Origin of the sequence: Bacillus sp. AFS002410, from assembly GCF_002556365.1 — a bacterium.
Classification (GTDB): Bacteria; Bacillota; Bacilli; order Bacillales; family Bacillaceae_G; genus Gottfriedia.
Genome location: NZ_NUEU01000031.1, coordinates 14444 through 41419, shown reverse-complemented (window position 1 = coordinate 41419; position 26976 = coordinate 14444). Strand labels below are relative to the sequence as shown.

Annotated in this window: 29 protein-coding genes; 6 read left to right on the top strand and 23 right to left on the bottom strand. The window is 33.7% G+C overall.

The features are described from left to right. The first annotated feature begins 44 nt into the window (after positions 1-44). Positions 45-617 (top strand): TetR/AcrR family transcriptional regulator, encoded by a 573-nt coding sequence (locus CN692_RS17635; protein WP_218923557.1) that lies wholly within the window; start codon positions 45-47, stop codon positions 615-617. 62 nt (positions 618-679) lie between these two features. Then, on the top strand, positions 680-1348 hold the full coding sequence (locus tag CN692_RS17630; protein WP_098120468.1) for an epimerase: 669 nt from the start codon (positions 680-682) through the stop codon (positions 1346-1348). Positions 1349-1437: 89 nt separating this feature from the next. Here CN692_RS17630 and CN692_RS17625 read toward each other — a convergent pair whose 3' ends face one another. The 12 genes from CN692_RS17625 to gpr all read right to left on the bottom strand — a co-directional run bounded on the left by CN692_RS17625 (position 1438) and on the right by gpr (position 15137). Continuing rightward, positions 1438-1632 (bottom strand): hypothetical protein, encoded by a 195-nt coding sequence (locus CN692_RS17625; RefSeq protein WP_098120467.1) that lies wholly within the window; start codon positions 1630-1632, stop codon positions 1438-1440. A gap of 143 nt (positions 1633-1775) precedes the next feature. Next, positions 1776-3110, bottom strand: a complete 1335-nt coding sequence (gene mtaB / locus CN692_RS17620; protein ID WP_098120466.1) for a tRNA (N(6)-L-threonylcarbamoyladenosine(37)-C(2))-methylthiotransferase MtaB — start codon at positions 3108-3110, stop codon at positions 1776-1778. 4 nt (positions 3111-3114) lie between these two features. Next, positions 3115-3867, bottom strand: coding sequence for a 16S rRNA (uracil(1498)-N(3))-methyltransferase (locus tag CN692_RS17615; RefSeq protein ID WP_098120465.1), 753 nt, complete (start codon positions 3865-3867; stop codon positions 3115-3117). A 1-nt stretch (position 3868) separates the two neighbouring features. Further along, the gene (prmA, locus tag CN692_RS17610) at positions 3869-4819 is read right to left on the bottom strand and encodes a 50S ribosomal protein L11 methyltransferase (protein ID WP_098120464.1); all 951 of its coding nucleotides are present in this window, start codon (positions 4817-4819) and stop codon (positions 3869-3871) included. A gap of 145 nt (positions 4820-4964) precedes the next feature. After that, complete coding sequence (dnaJ, locus tag CN692_RS17605) at positions 4965-6101, bottom strand: molecular chaperone DnaJ (RefSeq protein WP_098120463.1); 1137 nt, start codon at positions 6099-6101, stop codon at positions 4965-4967. Between the two features lie 251 nt (positions 6102-6352). Further along, complete coding sequence (gene dnaK, locus CN692_RS17595) at positions 6353-8176, bottom strand: molecular chaperone DnaK (RefSeq protein WP_098120461.1); 1824 nt, start codon at positions 8174-8176, stop codon at positions 6353-6355. An 87-nt stretch (positions 8177-8263) separates the two neighbouring features. Next, complete coding sequence (gene grpE, locus CN692_RS17590) at positions 8264-8851, bottom strand: nucleotide exchange factor GrpE (protein ID WP_098120460.1); 588 nt, start codon at positions 8849-8851, stop codon at positions 8264-8266. A gap of 57 nt (positions 8852-8908) precedes the next feature. Then, positions 8909-9937, bottom strand: coding sequence for a heat-inducible transcriptional repressor HrcA (hrcA, locus tag CN692_RS17585; RefSeq protein WP_098120459.1), 1029 nt, complete (start codon positions 9935-9937; stop codon positions 8909-8911). 145 nt (positions 9938-10082) lie between these two features. Further along, positions 10083-11219, bottom strand: a complete 1137-nt coding sequence (hemW, locus tag CN692_RS17580) for a radical SAM family heme chaperone HemW (RefSeq protein ID WP_098120458.1) — start codon at positions 11217-11219, stop codon at positions 10083-10085. Between the two features lie 512 nt (positions 11220-11731). Further along, on the bottom strand, positions 11732-13552 hold the full coding sequence (gene lepA, locus CN692_RS17575; RefSeq protein ID WP_098120457.1) for a translation elongation factor 4: 1821 nt from the start codon (positions 13550-13552) through the stop codon (positions 11732-11734). A gap of 109 nt (positions 13553-13661) precedes the next feature. After that, positions 13662-14012: a hypothetical protein gene (locus CN692_RS17570; protein ID WP_098120456.1), complete on the bottom strand. Its 351-nt coding sequence runs from the start codon at positions 14010-14012 to the stop codon at positions 13662-13664. A 24-nt stretch (positions 14013-14036) separates the two neighbouring features. Continuing rightward, complete coding sequence (gene gpr / locus CN692_RS17565) at positions 14037-15137, bottom strand: GPR endopeptidase (RefSeq protein ID WP_098120455.1); 1101 nt, start codon at positions 15135-15137, stop codon at positions 14037-14039. A gap of 221 nt (positions 15138-15358) precedes the next feature. On the opposite strand from gpr, the gene rpsT reads away from it, so the two are divergent. Beyond that, the gene (gene rpsT, locus CN692_RS17560; protein ID WP_098120454.1) at positions 15359-15625 is read left to right on the top strand and encodes a 30S ribosomal protein S20; all 267 of its coding nucleotides are present in this window, start codon (positions 15359-15361) and stop codon (positions 15623-15625) included. A gap of 52 nt (positions 15626-15677) precedes the next feature. Here the strand turns inward: rpsT and CN692_RS17555 are convergent, their stop codons facing one another. Together CN692_RS17555 and holA are read right to left on the bottom strand one after the other, a co-directional pair. Next, positions 15678-16484: an aminoglycoside adenylyltransferase domain-containing protein gene (locus CN692_RS17555; protein WP_098120453.1), complete on the bottom strand. Its 807-nt coding sequence runs from the start codon at positions 16482-16484 to the stop codon at positions 15678-15680. A gap of 137 nt (positions 16485-16621) precedes the next feature. Further along, a complete protein-coding gene (holA, locus tag CN692_RS17550; protein WP_179874472.1) occupies positions 16622-17626 on the bottom strand; it encodes a DNA polymerase III subunit delta in 1005 nt (334 codons plus the stop codon). Between the two features lie 211 nt (positions 17627-17837). Between holA and CN692_RS17545 the strand changes: the two genes are divergently transcribed. Next, positions 17838-17972 (top strand): YqzM family protein, encoded by a 135-nt coding sequence (locus CN692_RS17545; protein ID WP_098120451.1) that lies wholly within the window; start codon positions 17838-17840, stop codon positions 17970-17972. Positions 17973-18022: 50 nt separating this feature from the next. On the opposite strand, the gene CN692_RS17540 is transcribed toward CN692_RS17545, so the two are convergent. Both CN692_RS17540 and CN692_RS17535 read right to left on the bottom strand, forming a co-directional pair. Beyond that, the gene (locus CN692_RS17540) at positions 18023-20350 is read right to left on the bottom strand and encodes a DNA internalization-related competence protein ComEC/Rec2 (RefSeq protein ID WP_098120450.1); all 2328 of its coding nucleotides are present in this window, start codon (positions 20348-20350) and stop codon (positions 18023-18025) included. A gap of 6 nt (positions 20351-20356) precedes the next feature. Then, complete coding sequence (locus tag CN692_RS17535) at positions 20357-20983, bottom strand: helix-hairpin-helix domain-containing protein (RefSeq protein WP_098120449.1); 627 nt, start codon at positions 20981-20983, stop codon at positions 20357-20359. A gap of 89 nt (positions 20984-21072) precedes the next feature. On the opposite strand from CN692_RS17535, the gene comER reads away from it, so the two are divergent. Continuing rightward, a complete protein-coding gene (gene comER, locus CN692_RS17530) occupies positions 21073-21888 on the top strand; it encodes a late competence protein ComER (RefSeq protein WP_098120448.1) in 816 nt (271 codons plus the stop codon). A 119-nt stretch (positions 21889-22007) separates the two neighbouring features. Here the strand turns inward: comER and CN692_RS17525 are convergent, their stop codons facing one another. Genes CN692_RS17525 through CN692_RS17495 form a run of 7 tightly spaced genes read right to left on the bottom strand, consistent with a single transcriptional unit; the run spans position 22008 to position 26495 of the window. Next, positions 22008-22751: a class I SAM-dependent DNA methyltransferase gene (locus CN692_RS17525; protein ID WP_098120447.1), complete on the bottom strand. Its 744-nt coding sequence runs from the start codon at positions 22749-22751 to the stop codon at positions 22008-22010. Beyond that, the gene (gene rsfS, locus CN692_RS17520) at positions 22748-23104 is read right to left on the bottom strand and encodes a ribosome silencing factor (protein WP_098120446.1); all 357 of its coding nucleotides are present in this window, start codon (positions 23102-23104) and stop codon (positions 22748-22750) included. Before rsfS ends, CN692_RS17525 begins: the two co-directional genes overlap by 4 nt. Further along, positions 23097-23684, bottom strand: a complete 588-nt coding sequence (yqeK, locus tag CN692_RS17515; protein ID WP_098120445.1) for a bis(5'-nucleosyl)-tetraphosphatase (symmetrical) YqeK — start codon at positions 23682-23684, stop codon at positions 23097-23099. The genes rsfS and yqeK overlap by 8 nt, the downstream gene beginning before the upstream one ends. Before the next feature lie 37 nt (positions 23685-23721). Then, on the bottom strand, positions 23722-24012 hold the full coding sequence (yhbY, locus tag CN692_RS17510; RefSeq protein ID WP_098120444.1) for a ribosome assembly RNA-binding protein YhbY: 291 nt from the start codon (positions 24010-24012) through the stop codon (positions 23722-23724). After that, the gene (gene aroE / locus CN692_RS17505) at positions 24006-24842 is read right to left on the bottom strand and encodes a shikimate dehydrogenase (RefSeq protein WP_098120443.1); all 837 of its coding nucleotides are present in this window, start codon (positions 24840-24842) and stop codon (positions 24006-24008) included. Before aroE ends, yhbY begins: the two co-directional genes overlap by 7 nt. A 25-nt stretch (positions 24843-24867) precedes the next feature. After that, a complete protein-coding gene (gene yqeH / locus CN692_RS17500; protein WP_098120442.1) occupies positions 24868-25977 on the bottom strand; it encodes a ribosome biogenesis GTPase YqeH in 1110 nt (369 codons plus the stop codon). After that, positions 25974-26495, bottom strand: coding sequence for a YqeG family HAD IIIA-type phosphatase (locus CN692_RS17495; RefSeq protein ID WP_098120441.1), 522 nt, complete (start codon positions 26493-26495; stop codon positions 25974-25976). Before CN692_RS17495 ends, yqeH begins: the two co-directional genes overlap by 4 nt. A gap of 259 nt (positions 26496-26754) precedes the next feature. Here CN692_RS17495 and CN692_RS17490 point away from each other — a divergent pair, with 259 nt between their 5' ends. After that, a complete protein-coding gene (locus CN692_RS17490) occupies positions 26755-26895 on the top strand; it encodes a sporulation histidine kinase inhibitor Sda (protein ID WP_056473113.1) in 141 nt (46 codons plus the stop codon). Positions 26896-26976 lie beyond the last annotated feature (81 nt).

Genomic DNA, 26976 nt, shown 5'->3' with positions numbered 1-26976 from the left:
GCTTTAAAATTGACTATAAATGAATAATCATTTATTATTTGCTCATGAGACTTAGAGATGAGAATAAAACAGAAGCAATTTTTAACGCTACGATTCAACTTGTAAATGAAATTGGTTTTTCAGAAATATCTATTTCAAAAATCGCTAAAAAAGCAAATGTATCTGCTGCAACCATTTATATTTATTTCGAAAATAAGGAGGACATGTTAAAAGAGTGTTATCTAAAATCCAAACGATTAATGAGTGACTCCGTTATTAAAGGCGTTGACAATACTGGATCTACTAGACAACAATTTGAAAATTATACAAGAAACTTCGTTGAATTTATAATGAAGAATAGTGATTACTTCCTCTTTATAGAACAAGTATCTAACTCACCTTTACTACAAAATTGGTGCCTTGATGAAAGCTCTAATCTGTTTACCCCAGTCTTTGACATGTTTGAAAACGGAAAAAAACAATTATTAATTAAACAAGAGGACGCTAATTTATTAATTATGTATTCGATGTTACCGATCTCACAATTAGCAAAGAATCATATTAAAGGTCAATTCACCCTTGATGAAAGTACTCTTAATAAAGCTATACAGATGAGTTGGGATGCTATTAAAGCATAACCCTCATCTTCTTCACTAATAAATGAATGTTTATTTATTAATAAAATATGGGAGGTTACGTTATGAAAGTTATACTTTTTGGAGCAACTGGAATGGTTGGTCAGAGTGTTTTAAAAGAATGCTTGCAAAATTCAACTGTCAATTCGATTTACTCAGTTGGTCGCAGTGTGACTGGAATTCAACACGATAAATTTCATGAAATTAAACAGAATAATCTGTTGGATTTATCTCAAATTGAAAATCAGTTAACAGGATTTGATGCTTGTTTCTTTTGTCTTGGCGTATCATCCTTTAGGATGTCAGAGGAAGAATATCGCAAAATTACTTATGATCTTACAATCTCAATCGCGCGCACATTATCGAAATTGAATCCGCAAATGACTTTTATTTACGTTACAGGTTCTGGCACTGATAGCACGGAAAAAGGTCGCACTATGTGGGCAAGAGTAAAAGGAAAAACAGAAAATGACTTATTAAAATTACCGTTTAAGGGTGCATATATGTTCCGTCCCGGCGCAATTATTCCACATAAGGATATAAAATCAAAAACAAAATTATATCAAGGTATTTATGACATAACAAAACCGATTTATCCTGTCCTAAAAAAACTCTTCCCGAACTCGATAACAACTTCCGAACAAATTGGTCGAGCAATGATCAATATTGCAAAGGATGGGTACCCTAAACCATTTATTGAGGTTGAAGATATTAATAGAGCAGCATTAGATTAAGGAGCAGGGATAGGGAAAAAACCAAACCTTACCGTAATGGGAATGTTTGGTTTTTTTATTTCCTATACCCTAAGCTCGATCTGCTATTATCATGTATTCAAATATGGAGCACCGCGTCTTGTGTTTGCTGCGGATGATGCATCATCACTTGTATCTAAGTATGGGCTACCACCATCGTCATAATTAATTTTATTAGAATCATTCTCACTCGTATCTAAGTATGAGTTAGTAGCAACATGGATATGGTTATCGTCAGTATCTCTTGATCGTTTGTGTTTTGTCATATGAATCACCTCCGTATTTATATTTTGTATGGATGTTTGGAATACATACTAAATAGTTCGGCCATTTTTTATCAAGCCAAAATAAAAAAGGATAGATGCCCTAGATTTTTACTAGAATATCTATCCTTTTATTTATATAGTTCTTAGTTAACAGTAACGTCTTCTAAAACTCGGACAAATTCACCTTTATTTACTGGATAACCAGCTTCGGCGATTTTGACTTTTACAATTTTACCGATCATGTCTTCTGTTCCTTCGAACACGACTTTTAGATAATTGTCTGTGTAACCAATCAATTGTCCTTCAGTACCATTTTCCGTATATTTTTCTTCCGGAATAACTTCTAAAACATCTCCATCAAACATTGATGCGTATTCTTTTGCAAGTTGATTTGATAATTCAATTAAACGGTGTACGCGTTGATTTTTAATTTCTTCGTCAACTTGATCTTCCATACGTGCAGCTGGTGTACCAGTACGTTTTGAATATGGGAATACGTGTAATTCTGAGAATTTATTGTCTAGAATGAAGTTGTATGTTTCCATAAACTCTTCTTCAGTTTCACCTGGGAATCCTACGATTACATCAGATGTAATTGAACAGTTTGGTAATACTTCACGTAATTTTTCAATTCTTTCAGCAAATTCAGCCATAGTATATTTACGACGCATACGTTTTAAGACAGTATCAGATCCTGATTGTAAAGGTACGTGTAAATGACGTACTACAATATTTGAATGACGAAGTACTTCGATTACTTCATCTGTAATTTGACTAGCTTCGATTGAAGAAATACGAACACGCTTTAAGCCTTCAACTGCTTGTAGATCTTTTAATAGCATTGATAAGTTGTAATCCTTCATGTCTTGACCGTATCCACCAGTATGAATACCAGTTAAAACGATTTCTTTATAGCCTGATTCAACTAATTGAGTTGCTTGTTTAACAACTTCCTTTGGATCACGTGAGCGCATTAAACCACGAGCCCAAGGAATAATACAGAACGTACAGAAGTTATTACAGCCCTCTTGAATTTTTAAAGAAGCACGCGTACGATCTGTAAAAGCAGGTACGTCTAACTCTTCATAAACTCGAGCTTTCATAATATTTCCTACGCCATTAATTGGTTGACGTTCTACGCGAAATTGTTCAATATAATCAAGCATTTTAGTACGATCCTGTGTACCAACAACAATATCCACCCCAGGAATCGCCATGATTTCCGCTGGAGATGTTTGTGCATAACATCCAGTTACACAAATTACTGCATCTGGGTTTTTACGCACAGCACGTCGGATTACTTGTCTACTTTTTTTGTCACCTGTATTTGTAACTGTACACGTATTAATTACATAAACATCAGCTTTACTTTCATATTCAGTACGATCATAGCCCGCTGCTTTAAACAGCTGCCAAATTGCTTCTGTTTCGTAATGGTTAACTTTACAGCCTAATGTATGAAAAGCTACTTCTGGCATTTCTTCACCTCATTAATTCAAAATGAAAGGAGGCAGCAGCTAAAACATAAAATGGTGCAGTTTCAGTACGTAAAATTCGTGGCCCAAGCCCACATAACATAGCACCTTTTGCTTCTAGCTGATCAACTTCTTTATCAGACAAACCACCCTCTGGGCCAAACACGACTAATAATCGCGAGCCTTCTTTTAATGACTGGAATGTTTGAACAAGCCCTGCTGATTCTCCTATTTTTGCACTTTCTTCATATGCAACAATACACGCATCATAATGCTGTATTGAGTTAAGTAATTGTTGAAAAGAAACTGGTTGTTCAACAGTTGGCACTATAAATCGGTAAGATTGTTCAGCCGCTTCCTTTGCAATCTTTTGCCATCTTTCAACTTTTTTACCAGCTTTTTTATCGTCTAGTTTAACAATTGATCTAGCTGCAGCAAATGGTAAAAAACTACTTGCTCCAAGTTCTGTACTTTTTTGTATGATCAATTCTAGTTTATCACCTTTTGGTAGACCACTAGCAATTGTAATTGATATTGGTAGTTCATTAGTATTCTCAACATATTCTACAACAGCAGCAGTTATTTGTTCACTAGAAATATTTGTAAGTGAACAACGAACAGTTGAAGATCCTTGTACTGTACAAATAATTTCTTGTTCTGGTTTCATTCGCATAACATTTGCGATATGATGTGCATCATCACCAGTTATTGTAACAGTATCATTCTGAAGTTGCGTTTCTTCTATAAAATATCTTTGCATATTACATTCCTTGAGCTGGTTTTTTTGCAATAATTGCAACCCAGTCATCTAAATGTAATACTTCCAACACTACAAAACCAACACGTTTTAATTCATCTTCAATATCTTGAAGCTTAGCCCCAATTATGCCTGAAGAAATAAATGTTCCACCTGGTTCTAAAACATTATATACATCGTCAACAAAACGAAGGATAATCTCAGCAAGTAAATTAGCAACCACAACTTGGAACGGTCCTTCAATACCTTGTAGTAAGTTACCTTGTCCAACTTTTACTACATCATCTACTTTGTTTAATTGAACATTTTCCCTAGCACTTCGAACTGCCACATCGTCTAAGTCATAAGCTTCGATATTTGAAGAACCAAGTTTAGCCGCTGCAATACTTAGTACTCCTGAACCTGTCCCAACATCGATTACTCTGTCTGTTGATTTTACAACTTTCTCAAGGGCACGTATACACATTACTGTTGTAGGATGTGTACCAGTACCAAAGGCCATTCCAGGGTCTAACTCGATAATTAACTCGTCCGATGATTTTGGTACATACTCTTCCCAAGATGGTACAATTGTAAAACGATCTGAAATTGCGATTGGATGATAATACTTTTTCCAAGCAGTAGCCCAATCTTCTTCATTTACTTCATGAACAGCAAATGTATTTTTACCTAAATCAATATCAAACGCTATTAAATTATTAATTGCTTCTTTAATTCCATCGATCGTATCGTTTAAAAAACTATTCACAGGAAGGTAAGCTTTAACGATTACACCTTCCTCTGGATAATCTTTTGGGTTAAGTTGGTAGATTTCACCGTAAACCTGTGCTCGCTCCTTCGTCAAATCAAACACATCCTCAATGACAACACCACTTGCACCAGCTTCGTGTAAAATATTAGAAATCGGTTCAACCGCATCCTGTGTAGTGTGAATACTTAACTCTGACCATTTCATTAACTACCAACTCCATTCATACTCTCTTCTATACTTGGCAATACCCTCTAATCATAATCAGATTTAGAGGGTGCCATTTTATAACTTCTTCTATTTAGTGTTTCCACTTTTTACCTATACTAACGTACTGAATTAATAACTTATTTTACTGTTCGCCAAAATTCTTTACTGCACGTTTTAACTTTGTAAAGAAAGAATCATGTTTATCGTCTTTTTGACCTTTACCAATATTATAAAACTCTTCAAGCAATTCTTTTTGACGGCTTGTTAGTTTTGTTGGTGTGATAACTTTTACGATAACGTGCTGATCACCTTGACCATACCCACGCACATCTTTAATTCCTTTACCTTTTAAACGCATTCTTGTACCAGTTTGCGTTCCAGCAGGAATTTTTGTTTTAACTTTACCATGTAATGTTGGAACCTCAACTTCATCACCTAATGCAGCTTGTGCAAAAGTTAATGGAAGTTCACAGTAAACATCATTTCCATCTCTTTCGAAGAATTCATGCTCACGTACATGGAATGCAATATACAAGTCTCCAGCAGGACCACCATTTTTACCTGGTTCTCCTTGACCTGAAAGACGAATTTGTTGTCCGTCATCAATACCAGCTGGTACTTTTACCATGATTTTCTTACGAGTTTTCACTCGACCAGCACCATGACAAGTATTACATTTATCTTTAATCATCTGTCCAGTACCTTGACAGTGTGAACATGTCGTACGATTTACAATACGTCCAAATGGCGTATTTTGTTCAACACTCATTTGACCTGAACCATGACAATGATTACATGTTTCTTTTGACGTACCAGGCTTCGCACCTGATCCGCTACATGTATTACAAGTTTCTTCAGTTGGAATTTCAATTTCTCTTTCCATTCCAAATGCCGCTTCTTCAAACTGAATTGTCATTGTATATTGTAAATCAGCTCCAGCTCTTGGTGCGTTCGGGTCACGACGACGTCCACCGCCACCACCACCAAAAAACTGACTGAAAATATCTTCAAAGCCACCGAATCCGCCGCCGCCAAATCCGCCACCACCGAATCCTTGGTTTGGATCTGTATGACCAAACTGATCATAATGAGCGCGTTTTTGATCGTCTGATAAGTTTTCGTATGCTTCTTGTACCTCTTTAAACTTTTCAGGTGCATCAGGATCCTTATTAACATCCGGATGATATGTTTTTGCTAATTTACGAAACGATTTTTTTATTTCATCTTGTGATGCACTTTTACTCACGCCAAGCACATCATAGTAATCACGTTTACTCATAGTGTTTCAATCCGCTCCTTTCACATAAAGAATATTTTAACATATCCTAAGCTTTTCTTAAAGAAAAAGAAAAAGTCAAAGCCAAGGCTTCCCTGACTTTGACTTCCCTCTTTTTTTAGATATATATATTGTCTAGTTCCAAGCGTTAGCCCCTCGAGGTCATAAGCCCAAGTATGATAAAAGTAAAAACCAACTTTTCTCATACTTGTTCTTATGCTTTTCGGGGCTGACCAAACGCCTTCCACTTTTCTTTATTTCTCGTCCTTAACTTCAGTAAACTCAGCGTCTACTACATCGTCTTGTTTCGCTTGGCCTTCAGCGCCACCTGCAGCTTGCTGTGCAGCAGCAGCTTGCTCATAAAGCTTCACTGTTAAAGCTTGAACAATTTCAGAAAGAGCATCTTTCTTCGTACGGATATCATCTAAGTTACCAGCTTCTAAAGCAGCTTTTAATGCGTCTTTAGCTTCGTTAGCTTTCGTAACTTCAGCTTCTTCAACTTTACCTTCAAGATCTTTTAAAGTTTTCTCTACTTGGAATACTAGTTGATCCGCTTCGTTTTTAAGATCTACTTCTTCTTTACGTTTTGCATCAGCATCAGCATTTAATTCTGCTTCTTTTACCATGCGTTCTACTTCTTCGTCACTTAAACCTGAAGAAGATTGAATTACGATATTTTGTTCTTTTTGAGTACCTAAGTCTTTTGCACGTACAGTTACGATACCATTTTTGTCGATATCAAACGTTACTTCAATTTGTGGAATTCCACGTGGTGCTGGTGGGATATCCGATAATTGGAAACGACCTAATGTTTTATTGTCACTAGCCATTGGACGCTCACCTTGTAGAACATGAATGTCTACAGCAGGTTGATTGTCAGCAGCTGTTGAGAATACTTGAGATTTACTAGTTGGGATTGTAGTGTTACGGTCGATTAATTTCGTGAACACACTACCCATTGTTTCAATACCTAATGATAATGGAGTTACGTCTAGTAATACTACGTCTTTAACATCACCTGTTAATACTCCACCTTGGATTGCAGCACCTAATGCTACTACTTCATCAGGGTTAACACCTTTATGTGGTTCTTTTCCAGTTTCTTTCTTGATTGCTTCTTGAACAGCTGGAATACGAGTTGATCCACCTACTAAGATTACTTTATCAATTTGGCTAGCAGATAAGCCTGAATCCTTCATTGCTTGACGAGTTGGGCCTAAAGTTCTTTCTACTAAGTTGTGAGAAAGCTCTTCGAATTTTGCACGAGTTAAGTTTAACTCTAAGTGTAATGGACCAGCTGCACCCATGCTAATGAATGGTAATGAGATTTGAGTTGCAGTAATACCTGATAAGTCTTTTTTCGCTTTTTCAGCAGCATCTTTTAAACGTTGTAAAGCCATTTTATCTTGGCTTAAGTCAACGCCATTTTCTTTTTTGAATTCAGCTACTAAATGGTCGATAATTACTTGGTCAAAGTCATCTCCACCAAGACGGTTATCACCAGCAGTTGCTTTAACTTCGAAAATACCATCTCCTAATTCAAGGATCGATACGTCGAATGTACCGCCACCTAAGTCATAAACTAGGATTGTTTGGTCTTCATCCATTTTATCTAAACCGTATGCTAATGCAGCAGCAGTTGGTTCGTTGATGATACGCTCTACTTCTAAACCTGCGATTTTACCAGCATCTTTAGTTGCTTGACGCTCAGCATCGTTGAAATATGCAGGTACTGTAATAACTGCTTTCGTTACTGCTTCACCTAAATAAGCTTCAGCTGATGCTTTTAAGTTTTGAAGAATGATTGCAGAGATTTCTTGTGGAGAAAAATCTTTGCCTTCAATGTTTTCTTTATGAGTAGTACCCATATGACGTTTAATTGACATGATTGTGTTAGGGTTTGTAATAGCTTGACGTTTTGCTACTTCCCCAACTTGGCGCTCACCATTTTTAAACGCAACAACTGACGGAGTTGTACGTCCACCCTCTGGGTTCGGAATTACTTTTGGCTCTCCACCTTCTAATACTGCTACACAAGAGTTCGTTGTACCTAAGTCAATACCAATAATTTTACTCATTGCATGTTCCTCCTAAAATCTACAAAAGTTATCTTTTAGTATTTTAATTTTATATTTATATTAGCGTCTAAATAGACGCAAGTATGATTACTCGTTTACTTTAACCATTGATGGACGGATTACTCGATCCTTTAGTTTATAGCCTTTTTGAAATTCTTGTAGAACTTCATTAGATGGTTTAGAAGCATCACTTTCTTGCATAACAGCTTGATGGAAATTCGGATCGAATTGTTCACCAAGTGCTGGGATTTCTTCTACTCCTTCTTTCTTAACAGCTTCAACTAACAAGCGATAAACCATTTCCATACCTTGTTTTAAAGAAGCGGTTTGCTCTTCTGTTGCTTCAACTTGTAATGCGCGTTCGAAATTATCTAGTACTGGTAATAAATCAGATACTAAGCTTTGAGCACGATAAGTCATTAAAGCTTGTTGGTCTAAAAGTGCACGACGCTTATAATTTTCGAAGTCAGCATGTAGACGTAAGTATTTATTTTCCTTCTCATCTACTTCAGCACGAAGCTTTGAAAGCTCATCATCAATCGAATCAACTACTTCAGATTGTTCTTCTGTTTTTTCTTCTGTAAAGATTGAAGGCTCTTCAACAGTAGTTTCTTCATTCACTACTTCATCATTTACAGCTTCATCATTTAAAAGTTCTTCCTGACGTTCTGTCATGTCACCTTCACCTCCTAATTTTTTATATGTAATCCATTGTTTCTTTTCACAATGGATTTATTCAACATCCTTAGATGAAAATAATAAATTCAATTGTCCTGTGATTAAATGCATTAATGAAATTACTCGAGAATACTCCATTCGAGTTGGGCCTAATACTGCAATTGTACCAATTTGATCTTCACCTAAAGAGTAGGTTGCGCTAATGATACTTACATTTTCTAATCCAGACTTTTCATTTTCTTTACCAATCTTGACACTTAAACCCATCTGTTCAAACGGAATAATACTTTTTAGTTCATCTTGCTTTTCGATCATGTTTAACAATGCTTTCATTGTCTCAACATTATGAAATTCAGGTTGTGCTAAAATATTTGTTTTTCCACTTAAAAACAGTTTTTGTTCAATCGGTACGTCAATAGTGCCACCAATCATCTTAATAACACTTTCATAATTTGAAATATGCGAACGTAAGATCATTGCAATTTCCTTATAAAGCTTGTCATTTATTTGATGAATTGGAACATTTACTAGTCGCTCATTTAAAATATTTACCATTTTTTCAATATCACTCATCGATACACCAGGTGGTATTGTAACTGTTCGATTTTTAACAATCCCTGTGTCAGTTACAATAATTGATACGGCTGTATTAGGTCCTATTGGAATTAGCTGAATATTTTTAACCCTATTTTCAGTAACCTTTGGACCGAGTGCAATTGTTGTGTAATTTGTTAAATCAGATAATATATCAGCCGAATTTTTAACTAGCTTTTCTATTTCAAAAATACGCTCGGCAAAAATACCTTTTATCGAACGAACTTCATCGTCATTAACAAGCTGTGGTGATAACAAATGGTCTACATAAAAACGATACCCTTTTTCAGAAGGGATTCGACCCGCAGAGCTATGAGGCTTTTCAATATATCCAAGTTCCTCCAAATCAGCCATCTCATTTCGTATCGTCGCTGAACTAAATGAAATACCTTCTTTTTTAGATAAACTTCTTGAACCTACAGGTTGTGCCATGCGAATAAAGTCATCGATAATAATTTGTAGTATCAATAACTGTCTTTCAGTCAACATGTTTATCACCTCTATTAGCACTCTTGTCTAGTGAGTGCTAAATATATTATTAACTTAACAAATCCTTTTTACTATGTCAAGAGAAGTGCAAAGGATTAAAAAGGAACTGAGGGAAAGTTAATTTCCTACCTTTCCCAACGTTCATCTAAATTAAAAATGCTTGAAATACTTCATTTCCTAGAAGTTTTCCTTTATGAGTTAGTCTAAGGAATTCTCCATTCATCTCAACTAATCCATCTTTATTTAGTTTTTCTATTACATTCGGAAATACTTCATTAAAGTTTGAACCAAATTTTTCTTGGAATTTTCTTTCCGATACTCCTTGCATTTTTCGCAAACCTAAAAACATTTCTTCTTCCATTTTTTCTTGCTGAGTTACTGTATGTTCATGTACAATCGGCACACCGGTCTCATCAATCAATTGAAAATATTTCTTTAACGGACCAGCATTTGAATATCGAATTCCATTTATATATCCATGTGCACCAGCACCAAATCCAAAATATTCATCATTATTCCAGTAAACAAGATTATGCTTACTTTCAAGGCCATTCTTTTCAAAATTGCTGATTTCATATTGATGAAAACCTTTTTCTTCTAAATACTTCATTAAAAAGTCATACATAGCTGCTTCATCTTCTTCAGGAGCCGGCTTAAGCTTGCCCCTATTCATTTCTATGTAAAAAACTGTTTTCGGTTCAATAATTAATGAATACGCTGAAATATGCTGAATTGGTAACTCCATCGCTTTATCCAATGAATCAACGAATTGTTCCATCGTTTGACCTGGCAGGGCATACATTAAATCAAGATTAATATTATCAATTCCAACCGCTTTCGCTGTTTGAATGGCTTCTTCTATTTCATTAGGTGAATGAGTTCGTCCAATTTTTTTAAGTAGACCTTCATCAAATGTTTGTGCCCCAAAGCTAATTCGATTCACTCCACCATCTTTTAAAATTTGTAGCTTCTCTTTTGAAATTTCATTAGGATTACTTTCAAAAGTCATTTCAATTCCTTTTTTTCCTTTTATGATATGGTTGTTAATCATATCAACTAACACTTGAGTTTGATCTAATGTTAATGCAGTTGGCGTACCTCCGCCTACAAAAACTGTTTTCAAGTCAGTTATCGGATTTCTATTTAAACTTTCAATAATTTCTTTCTCCAGATATTCTAAATATTGATCAACCGGCTGACGGTCCATCATAAATTTATTAAAGTCGCAGTAGTAACAAATCTGCTGACAGAATGGTATATGAATATAAACGGAAGATGCCATACCTTCTCCTCTTTTCTATGTAACGAAAAGCCCCTGATCCGATACCATCTTAGGTGCAGATTCAGGGACTTTTGCTGATTTTAACTTTTTTGATTGTATATCTTCTTAAAATATTTGTCTAATTAATAGCTTTAGTATCATTAATCAGTATTAATTGTTTTTTTGTTTTTATTCACTTCTTACGATCTGATAAAAAATTAAATATTATTACAAGCTGTTTTAAAAAAAAATTGTCAATTATTCAACCATCCAATCAGAGAAAGTTGTTTGATGTTGATTTCCACTACAGGATTCTCGCTTTCCATGGGGCGAGATTCTTGAGCCTCCTCGGCGGCGCCTGCGGGGTCTTTAGCCTTCCCGCATCTCCCATAGGAGTCGAGAACCCTTCCGTTCCAATCAACTTATTCAAAATAAAAAAGCATTGAATAACGAACCATACTAACTCTAAAAAAGCCCAATAACCGAATTTGGTTATTGGGCTTTTTTCAAGAAATCAATTATAAATTGTTTCCTTAGTCATCCATACGTAAAACAGCCATAAACGCTTCTTGTGGAACTTCAACAGATCCAACAGCTTTCATTCGCTTTTTACCTTCTTTTTGCTTATCTAATAGCTTACGCTTACGAGAGATATCCCCACCGTAACATTTTGCTAATACGTTTTTACCCATTGATTTAATTGTTGAACGAGCAACAATTTTTTGTCCGATTGCCGCTTGAACTGGTACTTCGAACTGTTGTCTTGGGATAAGCTCTTTTAGTTTTTCAACGATAATTTTACCACGATCGTAAGCAGAATCTCTGTGAACGATAAATGATAAAGCATCTACTTGCTCACCATTTAATAAAATATCCATTTTCACAAGTTTAGACTCTTTATATCCAATTAATTCATAGTCAAATGACGCATAGCCTTTTGTACTTGATTTTAATTGGTCAAAGAAATCATAAACAATTTCAGATAATGGAATTTCATAAGTGATTGAAACACGATTTGCATCTAAATACTGCATATCGATAAAGTTTCCACGTTTCTTTTGGCAAAGCTCCATTATTGCCCCAACATAATCATTTGGCACCATGATTTTTGCTTTTACATATGGCTCTTCCACTCGATCAATTGATTGAGGGTCAGGCATATGTGCCGGGTTATCAACTGTGATTGTTTCACCTTTTGTTGTGTAAACACTATATATAACACTTGGTGCTGTTGTAATTAGGTCAATTTTAAATTCTCGTTCAATACGCTCTTGAATGATTTCCATGTGTAATAATCCTAAGAATCCACAACGGAAACCAAAACCTAAAGCTTGAGAAGTTTCTGCTTCAAATTGAAGTGCTGCATCATTTAATTGAAGTTTTTCTAAAGCATCACGTAAGTCATTGTATTTAGCAGTATCAATTGGATATAAACCACAGAATACCATCGGGTTCATTTTACGGTAACCAGCAAGTGGCTCTGTTGCAGGATTTTCTGCTAAGGTAATCGTATCACCAACACGTGTATCTCCAACATTTTTAATTGAAGCAGTAAGGAAACCTACATCCCCAACTGTTAGTTCTTCTCTTTGAGTTGTACGTGGAGTGAACACACCAGCTTCAACAACTTCAAACTCTTTTCCAGTAGCCATCATCTTAATTTTTTGACCAACCTTAACCGTTCCTTCGACGATACGAATATACGCTACAACTCCACGGTATGGATCGAATAATGAATCAAAAATAAGTGCTTTTAATGGTGCATCTGGATCACCAGTAGGAGCTGGTACTTTTGCAACTACTTGCTCTAAAATTTCTTCAATACCGATTCCAGCTTTTGCAGAAGCTAATACCGCTTCAGAAGCATCTAAACCAATTACTTCTTCAACTTCTTGGCGTACTCGTTCTGGATCAGCACTTGGTAAGTCAATTTTATTAATAACTGGTAAGATTTCTAAATCATTATCTAATGCTAAATATACGTTTGCTAATGTTTGAGCTTCGATCCCTTGTGCAGCATCTACTACTAAGACTGCCCCTTCACATGCTGCTAAACTACGAGAAACCTCATAAGTAAAGTCTACATGTCCTGGTGTATCGATTAAATGAAGAATATACTCTTCACCATTTTTCGCTTTATATTGTAACTGCACAGCATTTAATTTTATGGTAATTCCACGTTCACGCTCTAAATCCATTGAGTCTAATAGCTGAGACTTCATCTCACGCTGAGTTAATGCATTTGTTTTCTCAAGAATTCTATCTGCTAATGTAGATTTTCCATGGTCAATGTGTGCGATGATTGAAAAGTTTCTAATTCTCTTTTGTCTTTCTGACCTTGACTCTTTATTCATTTCATCACTCCTAAATTTCTCGACAGCATAGATAGTTTTGATTATATCAAAAAAACAGGGCAATATTCAATCTCTATTAGCAGTATATGTCGAATGAAGTTTAGAAGGTCTAATTAAAGCTATCAATAATTGAAGGAATTTTTCCAACAATCTTTACCCCTTTTTCAGTTACATACGTAACAAAACGGGAAAGTCCTTTACCAACAACTGTAAAGTAATTAAATGCTCCTAATCTTTCTAAATGATCTTCTCTAACTGCTAGTCCATCCTTTGTATAATCTTTTCCAAACAGTACTGGACCAGCCTTTCCATCTTCTTTTGAAATTTTTACCACATCATCGACATGATAGTAATCTGTCGATGTTACTTTACTAATTCCGCCTTTTGCAATTTGCATACAAGTTATAATCGTAATTGAAAAAATAATGATTAATGAAAAATACCTAAACGCATATCTCATTTGCTTCTCCTCATTTATGAAATATTAATGAGTATATGAGCCAATATTGTCTTGATTAATTTTAGAATGTAGTGCCGCATTCATACCGCCAGCAATTATATTTGCCATATCCTCTATAAATGTATCCACTTCTTTTGGTGTAACCATTAGGTTATGACCAAGTGGTGATAGTACTTCATGAATTAATTTACGTTTTTCATTTTCTTCAAGTGTTCCTACAATCCCCATAAATGCCATTCGTTCTTTTTCATTAGGCATATCTTCCTCGGTATACTTCTTCTTTTCACCAAATGCCATTCCTGAAGGGATTAGCGCTTTCGCTGGCTTGTCTCCTTCTTTTATCTCTCGTCCAAAATGTTTTAAAATGAAGTCAATTGTGTCACTTGTAATTGCAACAGCATCAACAACCGTCGGAACACCTATAGCAATTACGGGAATACCTAATGTTTCCTTACTCAATTCCTTGCGTTTATTTCCGATTCCAGAGCCTGGATGAATACCATTATCTGTTATTTGAATTGTTGTATTAACTCGTTCAATAGATCTTGCTGCAAGTGCATCAATTGCGATTACAAAATCTGGCTTAACTTTATCAATGACTCCTGATATGATATCGCTCGTTTCAATACCTGTGATTCCCATTACTCCTGGAGATAAGGCACAAACTGGACGATATCCATCTTGAACACTTTCTGGCTGCAATTCAAAAAGATGCTTTGTAACAACTAAATTTTCTACAACCATTGGCCCGAGTGCATCAGGTGTTACATTCCAGTTTCCTAACCCAACAACTAAACAGGTTTGATCTTCTGTAATACCTAAATTTTTAATAAAAGCCGAAAACTCGTTTGCAAAAACTTTTTCAACCTTGTCTTGAAGATCAGTATCTTGCTCACGAATACCTTGAACTTGTAATGTTAAATAATTCCCTGGCTTCTTCCCGATTCTTTCAGATGCAGATTCTTTAATATGAACATGAGAAATACTCACACCATCAACTTCACGTTCTTTAACGATTAAGCCGGTAATTTCTTCCTTTGTTTGTTCACGCTCCTCAAGCATCTCTTTTGCTTCTACTGCTAAATCTGTTCGAACACTATATTGACTTAAATCTAACTCGCTCATCTATCTAGCCTCCACAATACTCATCGAAATTTAACAAGTCTTTTCTTAACTAGTTTAGCTAGATGTTACCATTTCTAAACGAGTAGTTTAATTTTCTTTTAAAAAGGCGAAAATAGCTTTATGAATTTCTATTGCCAAATGAGACTTGTTTTGATAAAATAAGTTTTGTTCTATTTGTGTTCGAGGGCAAATTTCTCGAATGCATTCGGGAGGTGAAAGGTATGCCAAATATTAAATCAGCTATTAAACGTGTAAAAACAGCTGAGGCTCATCGTGCTCACAACGCATCTCTTAAATCAGAAATGCGTACTGCTGTGAAAACTGTTGAAGCTTTAGTTACTAATAACGAAACTGAAAAAGCGCAAGAAGCTTTATTAAACGCTTCTAAAAAATTAGACAAAGCTGCTAACAGCAATCTAATCCATAAAAACGCTGCTTCACGTCAAAAGTCTCGTTTAGCTAAACAAGTTAACGCTATGAACGCGTAATGAATTAAATGGTGTCTCATTTGAGACACCATTTTTTCGTACAATTTTTAATTTAAAATAGCTTGTTACATTCTTCAATCATAAACTCCATATAACCTATTGCATCTTTTCTTCTTTTCAAAATCGATTTGTAAAAAGATTTTTTATTGTCGTTTCGTAATCTCATTGCCTCTTTAATAATCTTATGCCATCTATGTGGCACAGTCTTCAAAGCATATTCACCCGCTCCGACTTTCGAGGTAATATCTTTTTCTTTAAATGTATAATAAAGACGAGACACACCTAAAACGCCCCACTCAATACTCCTAACACTAACAAACAAACTTAAATAGTTTATATTAGCGAACTTCTTACTGTTTTTTATCCAGTTAAGCCAATAAGAATTAAGATTATCTCTCATATCAGATTGTAAGATTTCCCAGTTTATCGAAAGATCTAACTCCTCAATATTTATTCCTTTTACTGTAATGCCGTATTTTTTTAATTGAAAAACATCTATGGAGTTCTTTTCAAACTTTTTAAACCCATGACACTTCGCATCATTGAATCGAATACTTAAAACTCCATCTTCATTTAAGGAAAGAAAATCTTTTGTACTTATATACCATCCGTCCAGAATGGTTTTAGAGTACTTTTTTTGCATATCCCGATGAATTTCTTTTAGGATTTTCAAATCTTTTTCAGTTACTTGACGATTTACAACAGCAATAAAATCGATATCGCTAATCCCATTCTTAAATGCACCTATTGTAGACGAACCATAAAGATAATAAGAATGAAGAAAATTAGGTAATTTCAATTCAAAGGTATCTAAGTATGTATTTAACACTCTATTTATATCATTAGGAATTCCCTTCATTCACCCTACCCTCCATAGATTTTTATTATTTTTAAGAATTTGTTCACCATTTAAAAAGGCAGTCCAAATTTAATTAAAATGGTCTGCCAGATTTTGCTATATATTTTTATAAACGATTATCAATTATTATTCCAGTTTTATTTATTTAACTGAAGAATCAACATTTCAAGGATCAAAATTTTATCACCTTGACCAGTTTTCATTTTATAATCAACTTCAGCAATTAATCTAATTGCTTCTTTCAACTCACTAACTTGGAAGTTATTTGCTTGCTTTTGTCCATAAAATACTCTACCAGGTGATACTCCAACTGATGAAGCAATTTGATTATTGGAATATCCGCTACTTGATAATTGTTTTATTCCGTACAACAATCTAAATTGACTAGCTAATAATGCTACAATTTTTATTGGCTCTTCACCTATATATAATAATTCATGAAGGATTTTTAGTGCATCAGTCGTCTGTCTAACTGCTGTTTTTTCTATAAGTGAAAAAACATTTTGCTCAATCGTTTTTGCAACCATCATTTCTACAAGGTCTTCGGTTACTTCTCCTTCGTTTCCAATAAATAATTGAAGCTTCTCACATTCAAGTTTTAAAATTGATAAATTATTTCCAACTAGTAGCTTTAATTTTTCAATAGCCTCTTTAGTAATTGTTACATTTCCAATGAATTGTTCTTTAATCCAACCATCTAAATTATTCACTTCAACCGGGTGGCATTCAACTAACTCAACTTGTTTTTTTAATGCTTTTGTGACCTTTTTTCGCTCGTCCAACTTTTCATAAGGAGCAATAAAAACAACAGTTGTAAAGGGAGCTGGATTATCAATATAATCAAATAACGGCTCGATATCTTGTACAATTTTTTCCTTTTGAGCTGTTAAAAAAACACATGATTTTATAATAATGACTTTATTCCCACCAAAAAATGACGGTGTTTGAGCGTCCTCTAAAGCTTCACTTAAATAAGCCTCTTTTAAATCATACGTTTGATAGTTAAAGTCATCGACTTCTCCTTGTAAAGCCGCTTTCACGATTAAGTTTTCTACTTCTTGAAGTAAAAAATCTTCAGTACCAACCAATAAATACATTGGAGACACATTCTTTTTCAATTTTTTATGTAAATCATTAATCATGTTTTGCTCCCCTACACTAATTTTCTTTATACAGTATAACATGTCCTACATGAGAAGGAAGAGATTAGTAAATACTAATCTCTAATTTATATTAACGTTTTAAATAAAGATCCGGTTTCTTTATTTAAAACGGTATAACTAAAACAAACATACTATGGATTTTTTAGTTATATTGATTTATACTAAAATTGTGAATTAGGAGGGGTTATTTGTGAATACATTTGAAAAAAACGTTCAAAGTAAGCGTAATGATTCTACAGATTCAGGCGTTGGCTTTGCTGTTTCATTTGGTTTCTTCGCTACTCTATTTATCATCGCAACGATTGTAGAATTCGTTGCACGATAATACATAGAATCAAATGGTGAGACTGCCTTGGCAGTCTTTTTATTTTTTTATTAATTTCTGTTCTTTTCTTTACGGTATGCTTTAAACACATAAAGGGTACCTTGACCACTTTTAAATTCATAAGTTATTGCGCCATTTTTATCAGTTCGTAGGATTTTAACATTATTTTTCTGTAGTCGACTAAGTACTTCTTGCTTCGGATGACCATAACGATTTTTTGTACCAACTGAGATAATACCAACTTTAGGCGAAACTGCCTTTAATAGCTCCTCAGAAGTCGATGTATTACTGCCATGATGCCCTATTTTTAAAACATCTGCCTTTATATGTTTGTATTTAGAGATGAGCTCAATTTCACCACTTTCATCTAAATCACCCGTAAACAACCAGCTCTTCCCACCTATGGTTGATTTAATAACAATTGATCCATGGTTTTCCTCTCCTTTATAGTTTTTAATTGGAGAAATAACCTCAAAGTAATTACGACCTACTTTCCACTTCTTTCCTTCACTTATTTTCTTCACCTCAATCCCTTTATTAATTGCTAAAGTAATTCTTTCTTTTTCTGCTTCTGTAAATGTATGTTTGTTACCGACGATTAATTGTTTTACATGGAAAGATTGCAATACTTCTAGCCCTCCACCAATATGATCGATGTCACCATGTGTGAAGATTAATTTATCTATTTTACTTATTCCCTCTCCTTTTAATATTGGTATTAAAATATCGCTACCAGTAGAAAAAGGCTTTTTACGCTTCATCCAATCTTCTTCATTAATAATTAGTTTGCCACCGGTATCAATTACATAGTTCCCCTTATTAAATGGCAGTTTAATAAGAATACAATCACCTTGTCCTACATCAATGAACATAACTTTTCCGATTGGATTAATAAAAGGGAAAAATAAATGTCCAATGATAAGAATGAAAAATCCAATTACACAATTAATAAATAGTTTCTTTTCTTTTTCTGATTCCATGAAATATAAAATTAAAAATATTAGCATTATATAGAGAAACAGAATCTCCCTTGACGGGTGTGTAAAAATTAATTTAATAAATGGTAATTGCATACAAAAACTAAGTAATTCATCTGACAAATTAATGAAAAACGTTAAAAGCATTGTAAAATAAACACTTATAGCTGGTGTTATTAAACTAAGACTAAAACAAATAATACAGAGTGGCATAACGATAAAACTGATAAATGGGATGAAGATTAAGTTGATAAAAATGCTATAAGGGGACAGTTCGTGAAAATTGTAAAGTAATATAGGTATGGATACTAATTGAGTAATACTCGAAGTAAATAAGGCTTTGGCATACCATGTATTATAATTCAAGATCTGCTTACTCGTTAAAATAAGCACAAAACTTGTCACAAAGGAAAATTGAAAGCCTAGATCATATATGTAATTCGGCCTTATTAATAACATCACTATACAAGATAGATATATGAGCGAAGTTAGATCCACTTTTATTTTTGCTAGTCTAAATACGCAAACTAAAGCCCCAATAATAACTGCCCTTACTACTGACGCTGATGCGCCTGCTAAAAAGCCATACGTAATAATACAAACAATGGTTATAAATAAACTAGTTTCTTTCGTTACACCTACTCTAATTAATAAAAAATAAATGCAAAGACTCAATAAACTAATGTGTGAACCACTAATAGCAAGTAAATGAACAATGCCTACAATCTGATATTCAGATTCTGTTTCTACGTTCATTTTTGAGCGATCACCAAATAATAGAGCATTTATATACCCTTCTGTAATGGAATCAAAATGCTCCTCAACATAGTTAGTTAAAGCTTGTCTGTTATAAACTATAGATTGAAGTAATGTTCGAGTTCCATTTTTACATTTCAGTAAACTATTTGGATCAGTTGTAATAGTCCACTGAATCCCTTGGTTTAATAAATATTTTTGATAATTAAATAAGTATGGGTTCGAATTTTTTTGAGGTAGATCAACATCACCTGTAACATCGCAAATCTCACCAATTTGACGGTTTTGAAATACTTTTAATTGGTCTTTAGAATTAGCAAAGCTATTAAGTAAGACTTTTTGATTAGTAAGTTTAAATGTAAAAGAAATTTTATTTCCATCTATTATGGGGGAAGAAATAATTACACCTCGAACACTTTGAGCAGGTTTTGGGTTAGGGGAATTTATTATATTATTTTGAAAAAAACATATTAATGAGGTAATTAGGATCGAAATTAGACAAGTAAATAGAATTGACCATTTTCTTTTCATAACTAAAAATAAACTTAGAATAAGTAAAATCAATAAATAAATCAAATTATAATCTTTAAAAAGGACTGTTGTAATGATTTGTACAATAACTATATAAGCTAGATAAATACTCATTATAAATTATCGAATTAAAATAAATGGAGTCATTTGTTCAAGAGATTTTTTGCCAATTCCATTTACTGCATCTAATTGTTCAATCGAAGTTAACGGCCCATTAGATTCAATATAATCTAATATATTTCTTGCTTTTGTTGGACCAATTCCAGGTATTTTTTCTAATTCTGATTGTGTTGCATGATTAATATCAATTGCTTCATTTTTTTCAGTATTATTATTAGTCGAAGCCATCGAAGCCGAAACAACCTCTGTTTCTTCACCAATCAATGGTACATAGATTACCATCTCATCAGAAATTTTTTCAGCTAAATTTACTTTATTCACATCCGCTTTCTTTTGAAATCCTCCTGCTAATTTGATTACATCAATAACTCGATCTCCTTCCTTGCATTCAATGACACTTGGCTTTTGAATTGCACCTTTTACATCAACCATGAAAACTTTTGATTGAGCTGGTGCACTGATTTCTTTGTTAGACTCGGTTTTCTTTTCTTCATCGTCCCTTTTTTCATGAGATCGATTTGCAAAAACAACCTCATTTTTACGCTCAGTTTGATAATAATTTACTATTAGAACTACTACAATTAATAGACAGAACCAAACTAGTTTATTGTGAATTAACTTTTTCATTTTCGTCCTCCGTTTTAACTTATATCATTATTTTAGACTTTTCATCATATAGTGTAGGAGAGAATGTATGCAAAGGAAGGGATGTACTCATGAACGTAGGCATCATAGGTACAGGAAATATGGGAACTATCTTGCTTAATGGATTTATAAAGTCGATTGCCTTGAAGCCCTCCCAGTTAACAATTACAAACCGTTCAATGTATAAAGCTTATGAGCTAAAAAATATATATCCTGATTTAAATGTTGTTGAGACAGCAAAAGAAGTCATCACCTCTTCAGAAATTGTAATCGTATGCGTAAAACCATTAGAAATACAACCATTACTTTCATCTTTACAAAAATATTTCACAAAAAAACATTGTGTTATATCGATTACAAGTCCAATAAATGTCGATCAATTAGAAGCCATTTTACCTTGTCAAGTTGCAAGAGTTATTCCTAGCATAACTAACCAAGCATTGAGTGGTGTTACTTTAGTTAATTTCGGAAAAAGGTGTACAGCCAAAAATAAGGAGCAAATTATCGAGCTATTTTCGAAAGTCTCTAAACCTGTTATGATTTCAGAGGATATTACAAGAGTCTCGTCTGATATCGCAAGCTGTGGACCGGCATTTTTTAGTTACTTACTCCAAAAATTTATTGATGCAGCTGTATGTCAAACATCCATTTCAAAAGAACAAGCAACGATTTTAGCAGAAGAAATGATTATTGGGTTTGGAAAACTCATTGAACAAAAACATTTTACGCTTGAAACGCTTCAAGAAAAGGTATGTGTAAAAGGCGGAATTACTGGTGAAGGAATCAAAGTACTTGAAGCCCGAGTTGGGGACTTATTTGAAGAAATCTTTGAAAAAACACATAATAAATTTGATCAAGAAATCGAACGGGTTAAGGAGCAGTTTTGATTAACTTGTTGCTAATTGTACTTGTTTATTCAATTGCACACAAAAATACAAAATTTAATTTTATAAGGTTAATAAAGCAAAAAACCCTTTAAGAAAAAGAGTTTTCTTATAAGGGTTTTTTATTTTTTCATTGCTATAAAAAAGATTCGCTCAGACATTTCTTCTACCGACTCATCAAAATCAGCAATGATTTCTTTTATTTCAAATCCATTTTCATTCAACCATGTTTTATACGTATTGATTGGATATGTTCGTTGATTGTGATATTCCTCAAAACGTTCATATAGATCACGATGTTCATCTTTCATAAAAAAAACTAAATCATGTTCAACACTTAAAGGTTGTTCGCCTTGTGTACAAGACCAAACTAAGCTTAACTCTGCATCATCAATAAAAAATGTCTCTTCAGCAAATATTTCTTCGATTTTATAAGACGAATGTACATCAAATAAAAACAAACCATTTTCTTTTAAACTTTCATGTACATTACGAAATGTTTGTTTTACTTGATCTTCCGTTTCTAAATAATTAAGTGAATCACAGAAAATCGTTACACAATCTAACTCATTAAATCCTTCTAGTTCAACCATATTTTGTTGAAAAAAAGGTATATTTACTTTTTCCTGTTCGGCTTTTGCCATCGCAACACTTAACATTTCCTCAGATAAATCAACCCCACTAACTGAATAGTTCAATTTTGATAAAAGAATCGGTAAAGTTCCTGTACCACACCCAATATCTAAAATTTCAGGTTGATTTATATCATACTTTTGAAACACATTTTTTAAGAATTCGACCCATCTTTCATAAGGGACATCATTCATTAATTGATCATACAAGTACGCGAAGCGATTGTATGTCATGAAAGAATTTCTCCGTATACATCAAGAGATGGTGCATCTCCCCAAAGCTTTTCTAAGTTATAATAATTTCTTTCGTCACGATGGAAAATATGAACAACAACATCACCGATATCGACTAAAACCCAACGAGCTTCGTCAAATCCTTCAAGACGTTTTACATCTTTACCATGTTGATATGCTTGATCTTTTACTTCTCTAGCAATTGCTTGAACTTGCTTATCTGAATTACCTTGGCAAATAATGAAATAATCTGCAATTGAAGAGATTCCCTTCATATCTAATACAACTAAATCTTCAGCTTTCTTGTCGTCTGCTGCTTTTACTGCTAAGATCATTAATTCTTTTTCATTCATTTTTTTGTTCCCCCTGGCTTTGAACTTGCTTTAAAATTGAGTTATATGTTTTAACCGTTAATGGGTAGACTGTTTGTTCTTTATTGATCAAAAATGTAATCGTATTTTTTAATGCGAATAATAAAGCTCGGTCCAAATTTTGTTCGGCTAATTCACGAGCTTCTTCCACACCAGGAAAGTTACGATTAGGTTCAATATAGTCTGCTACATATATTATTTTATCTAATAAATTCATCTCTTTATGACCACTTGTATGGTATTTGATTGCTCGTAAAATTTCTTTATCATCAATTCCATATTCATGTTTTGTAAGAAATGCACCAACAGGAGCATGCCAAAGTTCTTTATTATACTTTAAAAGCTTTAGTGAAAGTTCATTTTCTTCCATAATTGCTTTTAACTCTTTAATCGGCATGCATTTTGCGACATCATGGAAAATTGCAGCTAACTCTGCTTTTTTTACATCCGCACCATATTTTTCGGCAAGTCTAACTGCAGTTTCCATCACACCAATAGTATGTGTAAAACGCCCGTTCGTTAGTTTTTCTTTTACATATGAAAGTGCTTTTTGTTTATCCATTATTCCGCTTCTCCTCTAATTAACGGTATTTAACTTATTAAGGTAATACGATTGTTTTATTTTCTTCTGACTCTTTATATAAAACAACAGTATGTCCAATTACTTGTACTAGTTCAGCATCTGTACCTTCAACTAGTTGATCTGCTATTTCATAACGGTCCTCATCACAGTTTTGAAGTATACTTACTTTTAAAAGCTCTCTTACTTCAAGTGCTTCTGAAATTTGCTTAACCATATTTTCATTAACTCCACCTTTACCTACTTGAAAAATAGGGTTTAAGTGATGAGCTTTTGAGCGTAAAAATCTTTTTTGTTTACCTGTTAACATTTTGTTCCTCCAAGTTTTCTTTCTAATAATGAATAAGCATCAATTGTATTAGGAAAAATTCCTGTCCACTCTTGAAATGCTAATGCTCCTTGATAAATAAACATCGGTAATCCATTTTGTATAGCTACATTTCTTTCTTCAGCTTCTTTTAAGAATACTGTTTTAAACGGGCTATAAATTAGATCCGATACAATTGCATTTGGTGATAAATTAGTTAGTGCTAAAGGAGTGCTATTTTCGTTTGGCTTCATTCCAACCGAAGTCGTTTGAATAATTAGCGAAAATCTTCCTAGTTGTTCTTCAGCCTCTTGAATTGAAATAATATTAACTTCATTCATCAACTTACCATCTAAGAGCTCTTTTGCTTTTTCTACCGTTCGGTTTGTAACGGTAATATGCTTAACTCCTAAGTGTAGTAGGCTATAAAGAATTGCTCTAGCAGCACCGCCTGCACCAATAATTAAAATAGTTTCTTCTTCAATCGGTTTTTCCAAAACATAAGATAGACCTCTAATATATCCAATACCATCAGTATTTTTACCAAATAATTTTCCATCTTTATTGATAACCGTATTAACAGCTCCAATTGCTTTTGCTAATGGATCAATTTCATCTAAATACTGCATTACTTCTACTTTAAGTGGTGCTGTTACATTAAATCCTTTAACAGTTGAACGAAACTCTGTCATAACTGATTTTAATTCTGTTATCCCAACTTCTTTTGCAGAATAGTGACCTGAAATATGATTAGAGAGAAACCATTCATTATGCATAGTTGGTGACATTGAATGACCAATCGGCTGACCGATTACATAGTATTGGTCTTTCATTTCTCTTTAGCCCCCAAAATTATTCTTATATAATAGAATTACGAAGTGTTACAGCTACACCTTTTGGTACATAAGCAACTATTTTAGCACCTGGGTCATTCACTGTAATCCATCCTAATCCTGAATAAACTATATCAGTTTTAGCATCTTTTATCATAAATTCATGCCTTACTAATTTAGGTAACTCATTAATTTGTTCTCCATATGGTGGAACTAATAATTCACCAGCTTGTCTTTCATATAATTCATCTGCATTTTCTTGTTTTGTACGATGAATTGATAATTCGTTTGAGAAATGACATGTAAAAGAACGTCTTCCACCTTCTAAATAATCAAAGCGAGCTAATCCACCAAAGAATAATGTTTGACCTTCATTTAATTGATAAACCATCGGCTTAATTTCTTTTTTAGGTGTAATGATTTTTAAACCTTTTTTATCAACAAAATGAGCCATTTGATGATGATTAATGATTCCAGGAGTATCGATTAAATCACTATGTTCATCAAGTGGGATTTGAATTAGGTCAAGTGTTGTACCCGGAAAGTGAGATGTTGTAATGATATTACTACTCTCTTCACTATAACGTTTAATCATAGTATTTATAAATGTTGATTTTCCAACATTTGTACAACCTACTACATATACATCCTTGCCTTCACGATACTTCTCAATACTTTCTGCTAATTCATCAATACCAGTGCCTTTAACTGCACTAACTAAATGAACACCTACTGGCACTAGCCCCCAGCGTTTTGCAGTTCCACTCATCCATTGAGTAAGTTTATTTTTCTTAACTGATTTTGGAATTAAATCTGCTTTATTTCCAACTAATAAAATTTTATTGTTACCAACAAATCGATTGATCCCATTTAACCAACTACCAGAAAAATCAAATACATCAACTACTTTTATGACTAGACAGTCTTTTGTACCAATTCCATTTAAAATACGAATAAAGTCAGAATCAGTTAACTCCACATCTTGAATCTCATTATAGTTTTTTAAACGGAAACAACGTTGACAAATAATTTCCTCTTTTTCTAATGAAGATGGAGGTGCATATCCAAGCTTTTCTTTATCCTCAGTTTGAATTTCAACTCCACAACCAATACATCTTATTTCTGTATGACTCACTTTTTATCCTCCCACTGTAGCAATCCTTGCTTTCTTAATGAAGAAAGAATTCTACGCTCTACCATTCGATTAAATCTTGTCCAAATACCATCCGTACTCGCAACCGGAACTACTAAAATCGTGTGAATCCCTTGACGATTACCACCAAATACGTCCGTAAGTAATTGATCACCAATCATTACAACTTCAGTCGGTTTTAAATTCATTTGTTTATAAGCCTTCTTATATGAAGTAGCCAGTGGCTTGCGTGCTCGATGAATAAATGGAATGCCTAGAGGGTCGCAAAATTTCCCAACACGTTCAGCATTGTTATTTGATACAACTGTAATTTTAATCCCAGCATCATCCATACCTTTAAACCATTTTGTTAATTCAGGGGTTGCTAGTGGTCTATGCCATTCTACTAACGTATTATCTAGATCCGTAATGATCCCCTTTATTCCTAAGCCTTTTAGATGCTCAGGCGTAATTGCATAAACATTATTAACAGTTTCACTCGGTAAAAATTTATTAAACATTATTACACCTCGATATATTCTATAAATCGTTCGACAAATAACTACAACCATTTAAACTGTGGATAAATCTATACACATTATCCTTAGTCCTATAACATACTTTTTCAGAAAATATAAACAATTTACCCACAAGTTATCCACTTATTTCTGTGGATAAACGAACGGTTGTTCTCTTTTTAAAAATTTGATACATTAAGTTTACAAAGAAATTAAAAAAATTCTAATCACTCGGAGGTGAACGCCCAACCGGGCAAAAAATATGTACAAATTAAATGATGAGTTGTTACTTGAGTCATACAAAAAAGCTCTTGGTTTACAGCTAGATCCGGCCTTCATTTATTTAATCGAAAAAGAAATTAAACGAAGAGGACTAGATTTCTATATAAAAAAAACATCTTAATCGTTTTTATTATTTTCAATATACGCAAATAATACAAGTGAAATTAAAATACAAGCACTCTTTACAATAACAGAAAAAGAA